General features: G+C 64.6%; 13 protein-coding genes. 2 read left to right on the top strand and 11 right to left on the bottom strand.

Annotated elements, in window-relative coordinates; all coding sequences use genetic code 11:
* Window positions 1-48: 48 nt before the first annotated feature.
* From J0A91_RS16050 to J0A91_RS16025, 6 genes are all read right to left on the bottom strand, one after another.
* On the bottom strand, window positions 49-1,377 hold the full coding sequence (locus tag J0A91_RS16050; protein WP_069205749.1) for an LLM class flavin-dependent oxidoreductase: 1,329 nt from the start codon (window positions 1,375-1,377) through the stop codon (window positions 49-51).
* Between the two features lie 21 nt (window positions 1,378-1,398).
* On the bottom strand, window positions 1,399-2,331 hold the full coding sequence (locus tag J0A91_RS16045) for an ABC transporter substrate-binding protein (protein ID WP_069207403.1): 933 nt from the start codon (window positions 2,329-2,331) through the stop codon (window positions 1,399-1,401).
* A 26-nt stretch (window positions 2,332-2,357) separates the two neighbouring features.
* Window positions 2,358-4,736 (bottom strand): TonB-dependent receptor, encoded by a 2,379-nt coding sequence (locus J0A91_RS16040; protein ID WP_069205748.1) that lies wholly within the window; start codon window positions 4,734-4,736, stop codon window positions 2,358-2,360.
* 412 nt (window positions 4,737-5,148) lie between these two features.
* Window positions 5,149-5,460: an IS4 family transposase gene (locus J0A91_RS25235; protein ID WP_420852802.1), complete on the bottom strand. Its 312-nt coding sequence runs from the start codon at window positions 5,458-5,460 to the stop codon at window positions 5,149-5,151.
* A gap of 175 nt (window positions 5,461-5,635) precedes the next feature.
* A complete protein-coding gene (locus J0A91_RS16030) occupies window positions 5,636-6,799 on the bottom strand; it encodes a hypothetical protein (protein ID WP_069205747.1) in 1,164 nt (387 codons plus the stop codon).
* The gene (locus J0A91_RS16025) at window positions 6,796-7,914 is read right to left on the bottom strand and encodes a hypothetical protein (RefSeq protein ID WP_069205746.1); all 1,119 of its coding nucleotides are present in this window, start codon (window positions 7,912-7,914) and stop codon (window positions 6,796-6,798) included. Before J0A91_RS16025 ends, J0A91_RS16030 begins: the two co-directional genes overlap by 4 nt.
* 54 nt (window positions 7,915-7,968) lie before the next feature.
* Here J0A91_RS16025 and J0A91_RS16020 point away from each other — a divergent pair, with 54 nt between their 5' ends.
* Window positions 7,969-9,309 carry a lipopolysaccharide biosynthesis protein gene (locus J0A91_RS16020; protein WP_083224715.1) on the top strand — a complete coding sequence of 447 codons (1,341 nt, stop codon included), beginning with the start codon at window positions 7,969-7,971 and terminating at the stop codon, window positions 9,307-9,309.
* Here J0A91_RS16020 and J0A91_RS16015 read toward each other — a convergent pair.
* A complete protein-coding gene (locus J0A91_RS16015) occupies window positions 9,284-10,195 on the bottom strand; it encodes a glucosamine inositolphosphorylceramide transferase family protein (protein WP_083224970.1) in 912 nt (303 codons plus the stop codon). The genes J0A91_RS16020 and J0A91_RS16015 overlap by 26 nt on opposite strands.
* Before the next feature lie 65 nt (window positions 10,196-10,260).
* Between J0A91_RS16015 and J0A91_RS16010 the strand changes: the two genes are divergently transcribed.
* Entirely contained in the window at window positions 10,261-10,821 is a 561-nt protein-coding gene (locus J0A91_RS16010; RefSeq protein WP_240502044.1) for a DUF2141 domain-containing protein, read from the top strand.
* Between the two features lie 5 nt (window positions 10,822-10,826).
* Here the strand turns inward: J0A91_RS16010 and J0A91_RS16005 are convergent, their stop codons facing one another.
* The 4 genes from J0A91_RS16005 to J0A91_RS15990 are packed head-to-tail and all read right to left on the bottom strand — an operon-like array spanning window position 10,827 to window position 14,216.
* Window positions 10,827-11,501 carry an HAD family hydrolase gene (locus J0A91_RS16005; protein WP_069205745.1) on the bottom strand — a complete coding sequence of 225 codons (675 nt, stop codon included), beginning with the start codon at window positions 11,499-11,501 and terminating at the stop codon, window positions 10,827-10,829.
* Complete coding sequence (locus J0A91_RS16000) at window positions 11,498-12,241, bottom strand: nucleotidyltransferase family protein (protein WP_069205744.1); 744 nt, start codon at window positions 12,239-12,241, stop codon at window positions 11,498-11,500. The genes J0A91_RS16005 and J0A91_RS16000 overlap by 4 nt, the downstream gene beginning before the upstream one ends.
* Entirely contained in the window at window positions 12,238-13,149 is a 912-nt protein-coding gene (locus tag J0A91_RS15995) for a hypothetical protein (protein ID WP_069205743.1), read from the bottom strand. The genes J0A91_RS16000 and J0A91_RS15995 overlap by 4 nt, the downstream gene beginning before the upstream one ends.
* Entirely contained in the window at window positions 13,146-14,216 is a 1,071-nt protein-coding gene (locus J0A91_RS15990; RefSeq protein ID WP_169833156.1) for a diacylglycerol/lipid kinase family protein, read from the bottom strand. The genes J0A91_RS15995 and J0A91_RS15990 overlap by 4 nt, the downstream gene beginning before the upstream one ends.
* Window positions 14,217-14,234: the final 18 nt, after the last annotated feature.

Here is a 14,234-nt window from a genome sequence, read left to right as displayed (position 1 = left end):
GCCGAGTCAGCAACGTGTCCATGAACCTGCCGGGCCTTCACTCGCCAGCTAATTCACGCTCCTGCTATTAGCGGGTATCGGCAATCCGAGGTTGCCGCGCAGCGTAGTGTGCTCATACTCGGTGCGGAACAACCCCCGCGCCTGGAGCAGGGGCACGACTTCCGAAGTGAAGCGGCGGAACTGACTAGGGTGGCCGGCATGCACGTTGATCCCGTCGAAGGCCCGCCCCTCGAACCAGCGTTCGATTTCGTCGGCCACAGTCTCAGCCGATCCCACGAACGGACTGCTGAACTGGTCTCGCAGATGTTCGACCGTGTCGCGCAGCGAGAGACCACGCGCGACCGCAATCTCGGTGATCTGTTTGGCCTGGGTGAAGAAGCTGCTTTTGGCATGTTCCAGCGCCTTGACCGGGAACGGCGCGTCGAGATCATACTGGCGGAAGTCGTGCCAGCCGAAGGCACGGCCGAACTCGGCCAACGCCTGGTCGAAACTCTGGTCGATCCTGCGGTGTTCGCGCTCGATCCTGCGGGCATCCTCGTCGGTGTCGCCGACCGTGACCGAGAAGCCCGGCAGAATGACGATCGCGTCTGGATCGCGGCCTAACGCCGCGGCGCGGCGTTTGATGTCGGCGTAGAAGGCCTGGCCTTGTTGGATCGTCTTGGCATGGGTGAAGATCGCGTCCGCCACGGTGGCCCCCAGCGTGCGGCCCTGTTCTGAATCGCCCGCCTGGAAGATCACCGGCTCGCCCTGCGGCGATCGCTGGATATTGAGCGGCCCCACGACCGAGAAATATTCACCCTTGTGGTTGAGCGCGTGGAGCTTGCTCTTGTCGAGAAATACGCCGGTCTCGCGGTCGCGCACCAGCGCACCATCCTCGTAGGACCGCCACAACCCACGCACCACATCAAGATATTCGAACGCGCGGCCGTAGCGCGTGGCGTAATTATAGTGCGCCTCGCGGCCGTAGTTGCCCGCCGTGCCGGCGTCGCCGCTGGTAACGACGTTCCAGCCCGCACGGCCCTTGCTGATCAGATCGAGCGAGGCCAGCCGGCGCGCGAGGTTGAAGGGCTCGTTGTATGACGTCGTCAACGTCCCGACGAGGCCGATATGGCTGGTCGCGACCGCCAGCGCCGAAAGCAGTGTCAGCGGTTCCAGCCGGTTGAGATAATGCGGCGGAGAATCTGCGGTGATGAACTGGCTGTCGACGATGAAAACCAGATCGAACTTGGCCGCTTCGGCCTGACGGACGATCTCGATATACCAATCGATATTGACGCTCGCATCGACCGGGATTTCAGGATCGAGCCAACGGTTGGTCTGGCCAGGACCGCCGACGCCGGTGGTGACGAGTCCAAGTTTGAGCTGTCGCTTGGCCATAGGATGGCTCCTTGCGCTAAATCAGAGTTGCTGGAAATTCGGCGCGACCTGCACCGGCTTGGTGAGCAGCCCGGCTTCCTGGAAGAGGTCGGCAATGCCCTGTTCCTCCGCGATCAAGCCGGTGTCGATGGGAACGGGAACGTTGACGCTGCGGTTGAGGTAGCGCCGCGTCGCCGCGAGCGGCACGCCGGTCTGCTTGGTCAGCATCTGCGCATAGGCTTCGCGGTGGGTTTCCCCCCAGGTGCGCGCGGCGGCGAAGCGTGCGGTCAGATCGGCGAGCAAGGGGCGTTTATCGCGCAACGAAGCGTCAGTGCCGAACACGAAACCGAGACCGGGCGTCAACGATCGGTCGATCGGGATGATGCGCATCCCGTCGCTCAATTCGCCAATGGCCGCATAAGGGTCCCAGATCGCCCAGGCATCGACCGTGCCGCTGGCCAGCGCGGCACGACCGTCACTCGGACTGAGAAACTTCATGTCGATCGCGTCGAACGGTTTGCCGAGCCGTTTCAGGCCCGCGAGCAACACATAGTGGCCGATCGAACCGCGTGGCGTCGCGACCCGCTTGCCGAGCAGATCGTCGAATCCCTTGATGGGAGACGTGCCAGACACCAGCACGGTCGTCGCGGCACCCTTGGCGCGGAACGCCGCGATCGCTTTCACCCCCGCATTCGCCTGCAGGCTGAAAATGAACGGTGCGTCGCCGCCCACGCCGGTGTCGATCGCGCCTGCGCCGAGCGCCTCGATGAGCGGGGCGGCATTGGGGAATTGCGCCCATTGAATGGCATAGGGCACATCCTTGAGCTGACCGGAGGCTTCGAGCAACGCCTGGATGCCGCCGCGCTGGTCGCCGATCACGAGCGTCTTGCTCGATCCTTTGACACAGGCCGACAACGCCCCCGCGGCACCGATCGTCAGAACGGCGCGTCGCGACATCGACGTGTTGAACGACATGGCAAAATCCTTCGGTGCGGATCGCATCAGAAATGGTTCTTCATCGTGATGCCGTAGGTGCGCGGCTCGCCGACGCCCACCTGAGTGATGCCCCAAGTGGCGTTGACCGTGGCGGTGACGAGATAATCCTTGTCGAGCAGGTTCCGCGCCCAAACCGACACGTCCCACGGGCCATTCGCCGCGCGCAGGCCAAGCTGCGCGCCGACCAGCGCATAACCCTTGATCTCGCTGAACGGATCGTCGTTGACGGCGGAGAAGAATTTCGAGCGATAGCTGATGTCGCCAGCGGCGTAGCCGAGCATACGGTCGCTCATCGGGGTCTCGTAGCGCGCCTGCACCGCGCCGACCCATTTCGACGTGCCCGACAGGCGCTGGCCGGAGATGTCGCAGGACGTCCGGTAGGATTGCAGGAACGGGCAGATCGCGTTGGTGTAGCGCACATATTTGGCATCGGTGAACGAACCCGAGGCATTGAGAGTGAGACCCTTGGCGACCGTGCCGCGAAGATCGATCTCGACGCCGCGGCTGCGTACCTTGCCGGCGTTGCCCAGGTACGAAATGCGGTTGGAAACGTCGTACAGGTTGGCCTGATAGTTTTCGTCGCTCGTCCAGAACACGGCGGTGTTGAACTGTACGCGCCGATCGAAGAGTTGCGACTTCACGCCGATTTCGTAGGAATCGACTTTCTCGGGCTCGACGAAGATGTTGATGCCGGCATTTTTGCGGACGAGGTTGATTCCAGCCGATTTGTATCCGCGCGAATAGCTTGCATAAGCGTGAACATCGTCACCGAGGTCCTGATTGGCGCTGAGCAGCCACGACACCGTGCCTTTCGACCGGCTCGCCTCATAAGCGCCACCCGACGGAGCGTAAGCCGCGCGGATTGCAGCGGCGCCGGCCTGATACGCGAGGGGCAGGCTGGAGATCGGGGCGACCGTGCCGACCTGAACCGCATCATAGCTGCCCGCTTTCTTCTCATAGGTATAGCGCAAGCCGCCGGTTAGGCTGGTGTACGGCGTGACGTGCCAGGTCGCCTGACCATAAGCCGCGTAACTGTTCGTGGACGGGTCGAGATAGCTGAACTGATCCAGGCCTTGCAGAAGCGCATTGGGGGCAGTTGGGCCGAAATACCATTTGGCGGCGTCTTTGTTGAACGACAGCTCCTGCTTGAGATCGGCCTTCTGCCAGAAATAATAGAGGCCGGCGGTATATTCGATTTTGCCGCCGCTCGGCGAGGTGAGGCGCAGTTCCTGGCTGAACTGCTTTTGGTTCGTCGCGACGGTGGCTTGTCCGAGTACATCGGCACCGAACTGGTCGCCATCCCAGTTGGGAATCCACTTCCAGAACCGGCCGGCGGTGATCGAGGTCAATGTATGTCCGCCGAGCGCGGCGTCGATGCGCGCCGTGACCCCGCCGCTCGGCATCGCGATCGCCTGGGAACCGTTGATGTCGGTCCGGCGATTGTAGGGATCGATCGCGATCGGAGCATAGCCGACGTCGGCGGAATGCGCGTAGAAGCCTTTCGTCGTCGCGCCATTGGCGAGCGTGGTCGGCAGCACCTGGCCAGACAGATAAAAACCCATATTCCCGGTCTGGCGCGCATAGTCGCCCGTCAGGCGGAAGGTCAGCGTGTCGCTGGGTTTCCACAGCAGGTCGGCCTTGACCGCGACGTTTTCGTAATTGTCCCAATCCTGCTTCTGTTTCGTGTTGTAGATGGTTCCGTCGCGTGCGGCGACGAGGCCGCTCACGCGGATCGCAAGCGTGTCGGTAAGACCGCCGGATACGGATGCTTGAGCGCGCATGTAATTGTAATTCCCGTAAGTCAGGTCGGTGGACACCTCCGGGGTGAAGCTCGGCAACTTGGTGCGCACGTCGATCGCCCCGGCGACGGTGTTCTTGCCGAACAACGTGCCCTGCGGGCCGCGCAGCACCTGCATGCTGTCCACGTCGAGCAGATCGTTGATCACGGTGCCGGTGCGCGGACGGTATACCCCGTCAATATAGAGGCCGACGCCCTGGTCGAGACCGTCATTGGTGCCGCCGGAATTCGTACCGAGGCCGCGGATCGTGATTGTCTGATTACGGCCGCTGAACCCCTGGATCGTTACACTCGGCGCGAAATTGGCGAGGTTCTTGATGCTGGTCTGGCCGCCGATCGCCCCGATCTGGGCTGAAGACAACGCGGTGATGGCGATGGGAACGGTTTGCAGGGTTTCATTCTTGTAACGTGCGGTAACGACGATGTCGTCGCTTGGCGGTGCGTCGCCATTCGAACCCGCGACCTCGGGGGGTGTGGAGGCGGCGGGCGGCGTGGGTGCCTCGGCCGCAAATGCCGGCGTCAGCGCGGTCACCGCCAACAACGCCGCGAACGCGCCGCCAGAGGTGCGCGAAATTCGATAGTTCATCAAAATTCCTGTCTGAGATGCCGGAAAACCGCCGCGAAATGCCGATCCCGGTGTCCGGTGCTGGCTTCAGCGCGCGAGTGTGGTTCGGGAAGAAGGGCGTGGGCGAGCCATCGGGTCGGACGGGCCGTATCGATCATTCGCATAGCTATCTTGACCTCGCGACGTTGGCCGGAGTGGTGCCGGTTCCACGCTAAAGCCGTCTAATTCCTATAGGATCAATGTAGATTTTAAGGGGTATTGATTGGACTTACTCATAGGTCGCGTCTCAGGTTAACGATGGCCGAAGCTGCTACCCCTCAACCGACCGGCTTTTTCCGAAAGGGACTGAACAAATAGGAACGCTGTATCGCAGCGGCCCGTGTCGCCGCACGGCGACAAATTCGGGAGCGCATCCGGCCGGTCGCACTTGCTCTTACCCACAAGTGCCCAATGGGGGTCTCGAGGTGCGGGCGCCCTCGACGAGATCGGCGAGACGCGACATACCTCTCCATATGACGGTTGCACCGGGCGGGGGGTGGGACGCGCGGTCAAGATAGCCGCCGAGCCTTGCGACAGCTCTCACATAAAAGGCGAGGTCGCGGGAAGGCGCCTGTGATAACTTTGGCGTCGAGCGATCGAGGAGATCGCGCTCCGCTTCGGTGAAGACGGCAGCAGGCGAAGCCCCTGGTGCCTCACGAGCCAGTATCGTCAGCCATGACACGCGCCAAGCAACGACGCAGCACAAGGCGATGCAGAAATCAACAGTGGGGTTTCGTTCCGACGCTTATTAACAATCTGCGCAAGCTCTTTGTCTTCCAGTTTGCGAATCCTTGGCTCCGATCAGACTCGTGTGCTGCGTGCGAACGAGGCGCGATAGACCTCGATAGTGCCGAACAGGAAGCGTAACCACGACGATGCTTCTATCGATACCCTGCCGTGTCATCACCGCTGTGCAGATATTCGACTACCGCGTCGGCGGCGCGCTCCGCGGCGGGGCGCTCCGAGTGTGAGAAGGTCGCTGCATATGCACTCTGTTGCACGTCCTGATAGCCGCGCGGGTTTGCCAAAGACCGGGCGATTGCCGCCGGCATCTCGCCGACGCCGCCGATCACCTCGCCGAGCGACCAATGGCTATAATCCATCGAACTACGCCAGTCCGGCATGTGCGTATTGAAGAAGATGGCGGGCCTCGGCCGCTGAATCCATTCGTAGATCTGGCTCGATACGTCCCCCAGATAGATATCCGCCCCCTTTACGTAACTCATGTCGATCGAACGCTGACTGCCCGTGTCGATCAATATTCCCGGATGATCGAGGAAGCGGGCGGGGATATCACGCCGGAACCGTGACCTGCGGTGGATCAGCGAGGTGTGTAGCCGGCGTTTGAACAGCATGACATGCGGTGCGAAAATCAGGTTTAGCGCGTCTTGCGCGGCGAACCAGTCCAAGACCCGCTCGCCGAGCGAGTACCAGGACGACAGCCGGGGGTTGAAGTGCGGATTGTACAACACCGTCGGTTTGTCGTTGTCGAAGAAGCGAGGCCGCGCGGTAAGGTCGATCGTGTCGAACTTGGGGTAGCCGACGATGGCGTGGCCCTGCTCCGTGATCAGCCCGAGCGACAGCATGCGATCCCGAACCTTCTCGCCGGACAGCAGCACCAGATCGAAATGTTTGGTGACGGGCTGAAAACCCGCTGCGCCGTCTCCGGCACCGTGGGGCAGATAGATCAGCTTGAGCGCTTTCAGCCCGAAGCGGGTTTTGAGCAGCGTCGATGTGGTCTCGGGCACCACCAGCGCGTCGAGCTTCGCGAACGCGGGCAGGTTCTCGCGCAGGATCGCGATGCGGCGGAACGGCGCGACGTGATGGAGCATCCGGTCGGCCAGCCGGCTCGTCCATCCGACCTCAAGCATCGTGTAGCAAACATTCGCCGCAGCCGGCAGGATGGCGCTCGCCACGCCGCGCTGCTCCTTGCTCGACGTCAGAATCTCGACATCGACACCGCGCGCGGCCAGTGCCGCCGCGATCGCGATCGTATGCGGAATCTGATGCGCGGCATCGTGGTTGAAGAGGAAGCCGACCCTCATCGGCGCAGGAACGCGACGATTGCCTGCGCGGCCCGGGCGGCGGCGCCGGGGCTGCGGTCGCCGAGCGATGCTGCCGCGCGCGCCTCCTGCCGCTCTCGGTAGAGATGGTGGCGCGCAGGCGCAGCCTCGATCGCCGGCATCAGGTCCTGCGGACGCGAGATCACATCGCCAAGATGCCAGTGCGCGAAGTCGGGATTGTCGACCCAGTCGATATTGTGCGGGTTGAGGAAGACGCAGGGGCGGGGCTCTGCCAGGAACTCGTAGACTTGGCTGCTGATGTCGCCGACATAGATATCGGCCGCGCGCGTGTAGCTCATATCCACCGATCCGTCCGAGCCGACATCGACGAGCACATTGCCGGTCGATCGCGATTGCCAATAGGCCTTGGTCCTGGCGCTACGCCTGCGAAACAGTTTCACGTGCGGCGCCACGATCAGGTTGTAAGCGTCATGCGCGGCAAAGTCCGCGAGCATCGGCTCGATGAACGTGCTCCACGATTCGAGCCCGCGCGTCTTGTGTGCGTTGTACAGGACGGTGGGGCGGGCAGTCTCGAACAGCGGCCCGGACGCATGGGACAAGAGGTCTGCCGTCTCGAGCTTGACCAGTCCGACTTCATGATACTGATCCGCACGGATATGCCCCAGTTCGAGCATCCGCTGTGCGGACTTCGGCCCGGCTACCAGAACGTAATCGAACATCCTGAGCCGCGACGAGAACCCGACGGTGCCGTCGCCGGCGCCATGCGGCAAATAGATTTTCTTGGGCCGCTCGGTCGCGCGCCGGCCCTCGAACAGCCGGAAGGCGGTGTCCTCGACGGTGAAGATCGCGTCATATGCGAGCAGATCGGGCTCGTTCGATCGGTAGATCGAGCCCTTCGCAAAACCGAATATCCTGATCCGCTCGACCACGCGCGCGAACAAATTGCGCTTCATCCGGATATAGTCGAAAGGCGCCTCGCCATAGGCCCGGCGGATGCGCTCCAGATGATAGACGGACTCCGGATCGTTGTAATAGATCGTGACGCGGGCGCCGGGCACGCGGCGCAGCTCGAAAGCGACGGCAAGCCCGTGGTAGCACTGATAGGGTTCAGCAATAAAAAGAAACGCGATGTTCATTTTCGATTGCCGTAAGAGCGCTCGCATCGTGCCGTCAACGTATATGACGCCGTAATGCCCCGATCCACACGACGGATTCGGGACAGGCTCACGGGCGAAACGCCGCTGCTCCGCACGTTCCGCAACACGGGCTGGCTCCTGATCTCAAAGATCCTCGGCGCGGTGCTGAGCCTGATTTATCTCGCGATGGCGGCGCGCGGGCTGCACGCGGCGGGGTTCGGGGCGTTCGCTCTGATCCTGGGGTTGGCGCAGGGCATGGCCGCGCTGGTCGGTTTTCAGAGCTGGCGGATCGTGCTGCGTTGGGGCACCGAGCCGCTGCTGGCCGGCAGGACCGGGCAAGTCTCCGCGCTGCTGTGGTTTTGCGGCATCCTCGATCTGGTCGCCGCGATTGCGGGATGCGCCATCACCGTTGTGCTCGTTCGCTTCCTCGCGCCGCATTTCGGCTGGTCGCGCAGCACCGCCGATCATGCGATCCTGTTCGCGTTCGTGCTGCTGCTCACGGTGCGATCGACAGCCGTCGGCGCCTTGCGGCTCCACGACCGGTTTCGCGACGGCGCACTGGCGGACACCGCGACACCGGTGTTCCGCATGATCGGCGCGCTCGCCGCGGTGTTTGCAGGCGCCAGTGTCGACGGCTTCCTGTGCGCATGGGCCGCGGCGGAGATCGCGACCGCCGCCGCGTATTGGGGGCTGGTCTGGTACAGGGTGAGGCCGGTCACGGCGGGATTGCGGCCGGCGGACATCGCCGGGGTTCCGCGCGCCTATGGCGGGTTTTGGCGATTCGCGCTGTTCACGAATCTCAACTCCAGCCTCGCTTCGGCCAGCCAGCAAGTCGCCCTGCTCGCAGTGGGCTATTCCGCAGGCGCGGTATCGGCCGGCTATTTTCGTCTGGCGCACCAACTTGGCCAGGCGCTGCTCATCCTCGCCGAGATGTTGAGCCGCTCGCTCTATGCCGAGATGGCCCGCGTCAGCGCGAGCCGGAGCCAGGGCGCGATGGCGACGCTGCTCGATCGGACCAACAAAGCGGCTTTGTTCGGCGGAATCGCCGTCTTCGCGGTGGTCGCGATCCTCGGTCGGCCGGCGCTCCACCTGATCGGCGGCGCGGCCTATCTTCCGGCCTATCCCGCGCTCGTCATCCTCGGCGCCGCCGCGGCGGTTCAGTTGATCGGGGTGAGTTTCGAGCCAGCGCTGATGGCGCTGGGGCGCACGGGGACGCTGCTTGCGGTCCGGGCGGCCGCGCTGCTCTGTCTTGCCGGGTTGCTCGCGCTGCTGTTGCCGCGCATCGGCATCATCGGGGCCGCGCTCGCCATGCTGGTGGACGCCATCGTCGCTGTGGCGCTGTTGGGAGCCTTCACGCGGCGGACCGCCGCTATGGCAGAAGCCCCGTCTCCCTGAGCGTCCGACGTGCGATACCGCGGATGCGGATCGCATTGCCGTACAGCGAGTTCGTGGTGCGCTTGACGTCGATCAGCGTCACGGGCCCCGCAGGCGCGAGGGTGTGGAACCCCTCCGTGAACGGCGCCAGCCAGCTTGGCGCGGCGGGGCCGGGCGCATCGCTCGCCTCGAATCGCGTCTCGCTGAGGTCGGTGATGGTCAGCAGCCGGATCGCGCCGCCATAGGTCAGGCGGCAATCCTGTACCGGCAGCACGATGACCCCGTCGCGCACGATCGGCACGCCGCCGGGGCGGGCGCTCGCCAGATCGACACGGACGGGGTTGAGCGGATGAAGCTGCCACGGCCCGGTGAGCCTGTCCGACCATGCGGCATGGAGATGGCTGCGCCGCGCAGCCTTGTCGGCGGAGGGAGCATAGAACAGCCACCATTTCCCCGCGTGATACAGCGGTGTCGCGTCGATCGCGGCGCCGTCGAGGGGGATGTCGCAGGCTGGTTCCCACACAAACGGGAACTGCCGCGCGCGATAGAGCGTGAGCGTGCCGGACTTATAGGCTTCCGGCAGCATCCAGGTCTCGCCATCGGCTTCGAACACGAATGGATAGGACAAATGCCAGGGCGTCTTGAGGACGGTGCGGCAATCGAGCAGATTCAGCCCGTCGTCGTAGGTCAGTACATCGATATGGCCGATCCGCGTTCGATAATCGAAGGCTTCGGCGAACACATGGAGTTTTCCGTCGCGCCACAGTCCGAACGGGTCCGCCCGGAATGCCAGTGGCGGCATGTCTGGCGTCCATACGAGGGCCGCCGGATCGATGCCGTCGCGAAGGATCGCATCCACGCTCTGCCGCACGATCGCACATCGCCATATGTCCATTGCGCGCAGCATTTCGGTCCCCTTGATGGCCAATCCCCTAAGCCACGGACAATGCGATTCCGCCATAGCGCATCACGTTGAAACGCATCGCCCGCAACCATATCTCACTCGGGATGAACATATCGTCATCGCGGGCTTCGCTCGCTTCTCTCGCGGTTGTGATCGCAAGCCTCGGCAACCCGGCGGTCGCGGAGGTGGTCGGCGCCGATGCAGCGGCGTGCAGCGACCCGAGCGCGGCCGCCGTCCGCGTTCATATCACCGGCTTCAAGACCGGCGACGGCAGCGTGCGGGTCCAGGCTTATGGGTCGAACCCGGCGGATTTCCTCGCCACCGGAAAGTGGGTGCGCCGGGTCGAGGTCCAGCTTCAGGGGCGCCGCTCGCTCGACGTGTGCCTGCGTCTGCCGCACTTCGGTGACTATGCGGTGGCCGTGCGCCATGACGCCAACGCCAACCGAAAGTCCGACTGGAACGACGGCGGGGGCTTTTCGCGTAATCCGAGGCTTTCGCTGTTTCACCTGAAGCCAGCCTATGCCGACGTGGCCGTGACGGTGAGCCGGGACACGCCGGCGATCCCGATCGTGATGAACTACCGTCAGGGGTTTTCAATCGCGCCGATGCGGGACGCCGCCCGGCGCTGATCGCATCAGGCGCCCCAATCCAGGATCGGCCAGCCGCGGGCGACCGCAACGGTGCGAAGCCGGGCGTGCGGATTGACCGCAACGGCTTCGTCCGCCCACTCGAAACTCGGCGCGTCGGAAACATGGTCCGAGTGGAAGCGGATCTGCGCGTTCGCGCGGTCGATGCCGGCGTCGGCCAGCCATCGTTCCAGCATCATTCGCTTCGCCACGCCGTAGCAGTTCGGACCGTCGAGTAGCGGCGTGACGTCGCCCGCTGCGTTGCGCCGCGCTTGCGTCGCGACCAGATCGACGACGCCGAGCCGGTCGGCGATCGCACGGGCATAGAAGGCGTGGGCTGCCGTCGCGATCACGATGCGGCGTCCGTCCGCGCGATCCGCCGCCATCTGCGCGCGCGCGCCCGGTCGGATATGGTCGCGCGTCAGGCGCTCGGCGAAATCCTCCGCCAGCCGCGCGGCCATCTCGCCGGTGAGGGTGGCGCCGAGCATCAGCCGGTGCATCGCTTGCTTGCGCCGATCGCGGTCGCGGTGGCTGAGCGCGGCGATGCCGACGAGCGGAGTCAGCGCCAGTCGCCACGGCGCAGTCGCTTTGGCTGCGTGGAGAAGGAACGGCGTCCAGGTCGGCAAGCTGGTGATCGTCCGGTCGAGATCGTAGACGGAAATCCGAACGCGCGGTGCGATCATTCCACCAAGCCGCGCACCAGATCCAGATCGCCGGGCTTGTCGACATCGACTGCGGCCAGCCCGAACGGCGATTCAACCACGCGCGGGCGAACCCCGATACGGGCACCGATGTCGGCCAGTGCGCTCGCCAGCGTCAGCCTTCCGGTCGCGTACCGGATGAGCGGCATGATGCCCAGCCGCCGCACGATCCGCCAGGGGCGCTTGCGGTCTTGCTCGACGTGCTGCCACAGGTCTAGCGCGGCGTTCGCCGCCGGCGTCGCGAGCCAGAACAGGTTGCAGCCCGACCAGTCGCCGTCGGCGAAGCGCAAATAGGTCCGCCGTGTGGCGGGGACGTCGCGTTCAATCGTCTCGCGCCGTGCGAGCAGAATGGCAACGTCGGCATCTTCAGGCACGGCGTCGACGAAGGCCGTGATCCACTCGGGACGCAGCAGCGCGTGGTCCGCCGTGGTCAACAGCAGCGGCGCTCCGCCCAGCGCGAAGCCGCGCGCCGCACTCGCACTCGGCCCGGCCTCGGCAGCGATCGGCTCGGTGCCGAGCGCCAGTGTCTCGCGCCGGACCGTCTCGTCGTTCGTGCTGACCAGGATTCGCCCCGCACCGGCCGCGCGCAGGGCGTCGACGACCCGGGCGAGCATGGTCTGGCCGCCGACCGTGATCAGCGCCTTGTGGGGAACGCCGGCATAGGCGGCGACCGGATCGAGCCCGCCGCGAGACCCCGCGAGAATCAACGCGTTGAAACTCATCTGCCGGCGACGTGGACTTGCCAGAGCACGCCGGGCGCCGCGAGCAGAGGATGACGTTCGCGCCACGGCGTCAGCGCGACGTGGACGCCGGTGTGCCGCTCGATCTTCCAAAGCCCGTAACGTGCGGCACCGTCGAAGGTGAAGGCCGCTTTCACCAGTCGTGCGACGTTCAGCAGCTTGCCCGCAGCGGATCGTGTCAGCCAAGCCTGAACGAGCCGCCGACACTCGTCGAACCCGAGTGCCGGCACCAGACTGGCCTCGACCGTGTCGAAAGCGATCCCGCTGGCCTGCCACGCGAGCGGCAGCAGGCGATTATAGCGTTCCGGTGCGTGGCCCAGGATCTGCGTCTCACGGCCGGGGGGCTCGACGCGGAACTCGGCGCGATATGTCTCGCGCAGCAAGGCTTTCCAGAAGTCGTCCGGCTGGCCCCGGCGCGGCCCCAGCGCGGCCGCGAACCGACTCGCGGTCTTGACCGCTTCGGCTACTGCGCTGAGCGTGCGTTGGCGATCCACGGGACCGTGGCTCCACACCAGTGCGCTTGGCTGCGCGAACCGAATCCAGATCGTCGTGTCGAGCAACGCGCCGGTGGCCGCGCGCTCGAAGGTCGCCAGCGGCATCGTCGCCACCTTCGCGCGGATCGTGCGTTCGCCGACCGGTATCTCGTGATAGCTGACGTCCGGCCAGAGGTTGCCGAGCGCGACCCGCCGCAACAAGGACCCGCGCGATCGTGGCGTGAGCACATAGAAATCGAGAATGTCGCCGAGCGCGCCGGTTCGCAGCACCGAGCCGTAGAACAACACGGCGACACCGCCCAGCCGCTTCGCCAGCACCCGCGCCACCGAATCGATCTCCTGCGGCACCGCCACCGACATTTCCTGCGCTACCACCGTTTGCAACGTGGTCGTCATGGCACCACGAAATCGAGCGATTCGCCTCGAGTGAGTATCACGTCGCCACCCGGATAGGTTTCGCCATCAAGCACGAAGTCGGAGTCGAACGTCAGCCGGATGCCGTCCGTGGTGCAGCGATGATAGCCGAACCGTTCGAGCCATCGCGCTTCCGATCCGGCCAGCAACGCCGGCAGCGTGGCGAGGATGTGGCGCGGGGGTGCATCGACACCGAGCAGCTTCAAACCCGCCCGTTCGCGCCCGAATGGGCGCAGCCCCAGCGGCAGGCGCTTCAGCGTCGACCCCAGGATGATGTAGAACTTCCGCTCGATCTGGATGCCACCGTCCAACGCGACGCCGACATTCAGCCCGCGACGCCAACGGTTGTCCGATTTGCCGAACACCGTCTGCGCGATCGCGGCCGCGAGCGAGAGGCCCACCGCCACGCCGCGGAAGCCGCCCAGTCCGTGGACGCCCTGCGCAATTGCCGTCGCTTCGACGAATGCCCCCGCACCGAACAAAAATCCGCGTAAATGCGGGGTCGCGGCGGCGGCATGACGAACTTCGATCGGGCTGCGCTGCTTGGTCCGCCCCGCTGCGATCGCTCCGAGTGCGTTGTGGAGCGACCAATTGATCGGAATGCCAAGGTCCAAGGCCAGTGCGTTCGTTTTGCCCGAAGGAATGATCGCCAGTTTTGGAAGTCGGTCCCGAAAATACGCGGGCGCGATGCTGAGCACGTCGCGGATCGTTCCGTCCCCGCCATCCACCACGAGTACGTCGATCTCGCGATCGGCGAACCGCGCTAGCGCTTCGCGCAGATCCTGCTCAGTATGGGGAAAAGTCCAGTCGACCGCGTCGGTCGTATCCGGCAGGGATTGCGCCTGCCCAATATTGCGATGGGCGTGACGATTGAAAATGATCCCGACCTTGGTCGCAGGCGCTCTCGTCAATACCCCATAGGATTCCGGCTGCGACTCCACCGGCGCCAAAGCGGCGTTTCCGATGCGTGCTATGGCGCGAGCCAGCAGCGTGTCCGCACCGGCGCTTCGAGGAACCCCATGTGCTAGTCGGCCGGTGCCGTATTGCATTGTCACACGCCTCATGTG

Source organism: Sphingomonas panacis (assembly GCF_001717955.1).
GTDB classification, from domain to species: Bacteria; Pseudomonadota; Alphaproteobacteria; order Sphingomonadales; family Sphingomonadaceae; genus Sphingomonas; species Sphingomonas panacis.
The sequence above is the reverse complement of the archived record's forward strand: the minus strand, read 5'-3'. Positions and strand labels throughout refer to the sequence as shown.

Excerpts from the sequence above, each read along its gene's own strand:
- J0A91_RS16050 (WP_069205749.1), bottom strand. The coding sequence starts at position 1,377 with ATGGCCAAGCGACAGCTCAAACTTGGACTCGTCACCACCGGCGTCGGC.
- J0A91_RS15990 (WP_169833156.1), bottom strand. The coding sequence starts at position 14,216 with ATGCAATACGGCACCGGCCGACTAGCACATGGGGTTCCTCGAAGCGCC.
- J0A91_RS16030 (WP_069205747.1), bottom strand. The coding sequence starts at position 6,799 with ATGAGGGTCGGCTTCCTCTTCAACCACGATGCCGCGCATCAGATTCCG.
- J0A91_RS16020 (WP_083224715.1), top strand. The coding sequence starts at position 7,969 with ATGCCCCGATCCACACGACGGATTCGGGACAGGCTCACGGGCGAAACG.
- J0A91_RS15995 (WP_069205743.1), bottom strand. The coding sequence starts at position 13,149 with ATGACGACCACGTTGCAAACGGTGGTAGCGCAGGAAATGTCGGTGGCG.
- J0A91_RS16005 (WP_069205745.1), bottom strand. The coding sequence starts at position 11,501 with ATGATCGCACCGCGCGTTCGGATTTCCGTCTACGATCTCGACCGGACG.
- J0A91_RS16045 (WP_069207403.1), bottom strand. The coding sequence starts at position 2,331 with ATGTCGTTCAACACGTCGATGTCGCGACGCGCCGTTCTGACGATCGGT.
- J0A91_RS16015 (WP_083224970.1), bottom strand. The coding sequence starts at position 10,195 with ATGCTGCGCGCAATGGACATATGGCGATGTGCGATCGTGCGGCAGAGC.
- J0A91_RS16040 (WP_069205748.1), bottom strand. The coding sequence starts at position 4,736 with ATGAACTATCGAATTTCGCGCACCTCTGGCGGCGCGTTCGCGGCGTTG.
- J0A91_RS16025 (WP_069205746.1), bottom strand. The coding sequence starts at position 7,914 with ATGAACATCGCGTTTCTTTTTATTGCTGAACCCTATCAGTGCTACCAC.
- J0A91_RS16000 (WP_069205744.1), bottom strand. The coding sequence starts at position 12,241 with ATGAGTTTCAACGCGTTGATTCTCGCGGGGTCTCGCGGCGGGCTCGAT.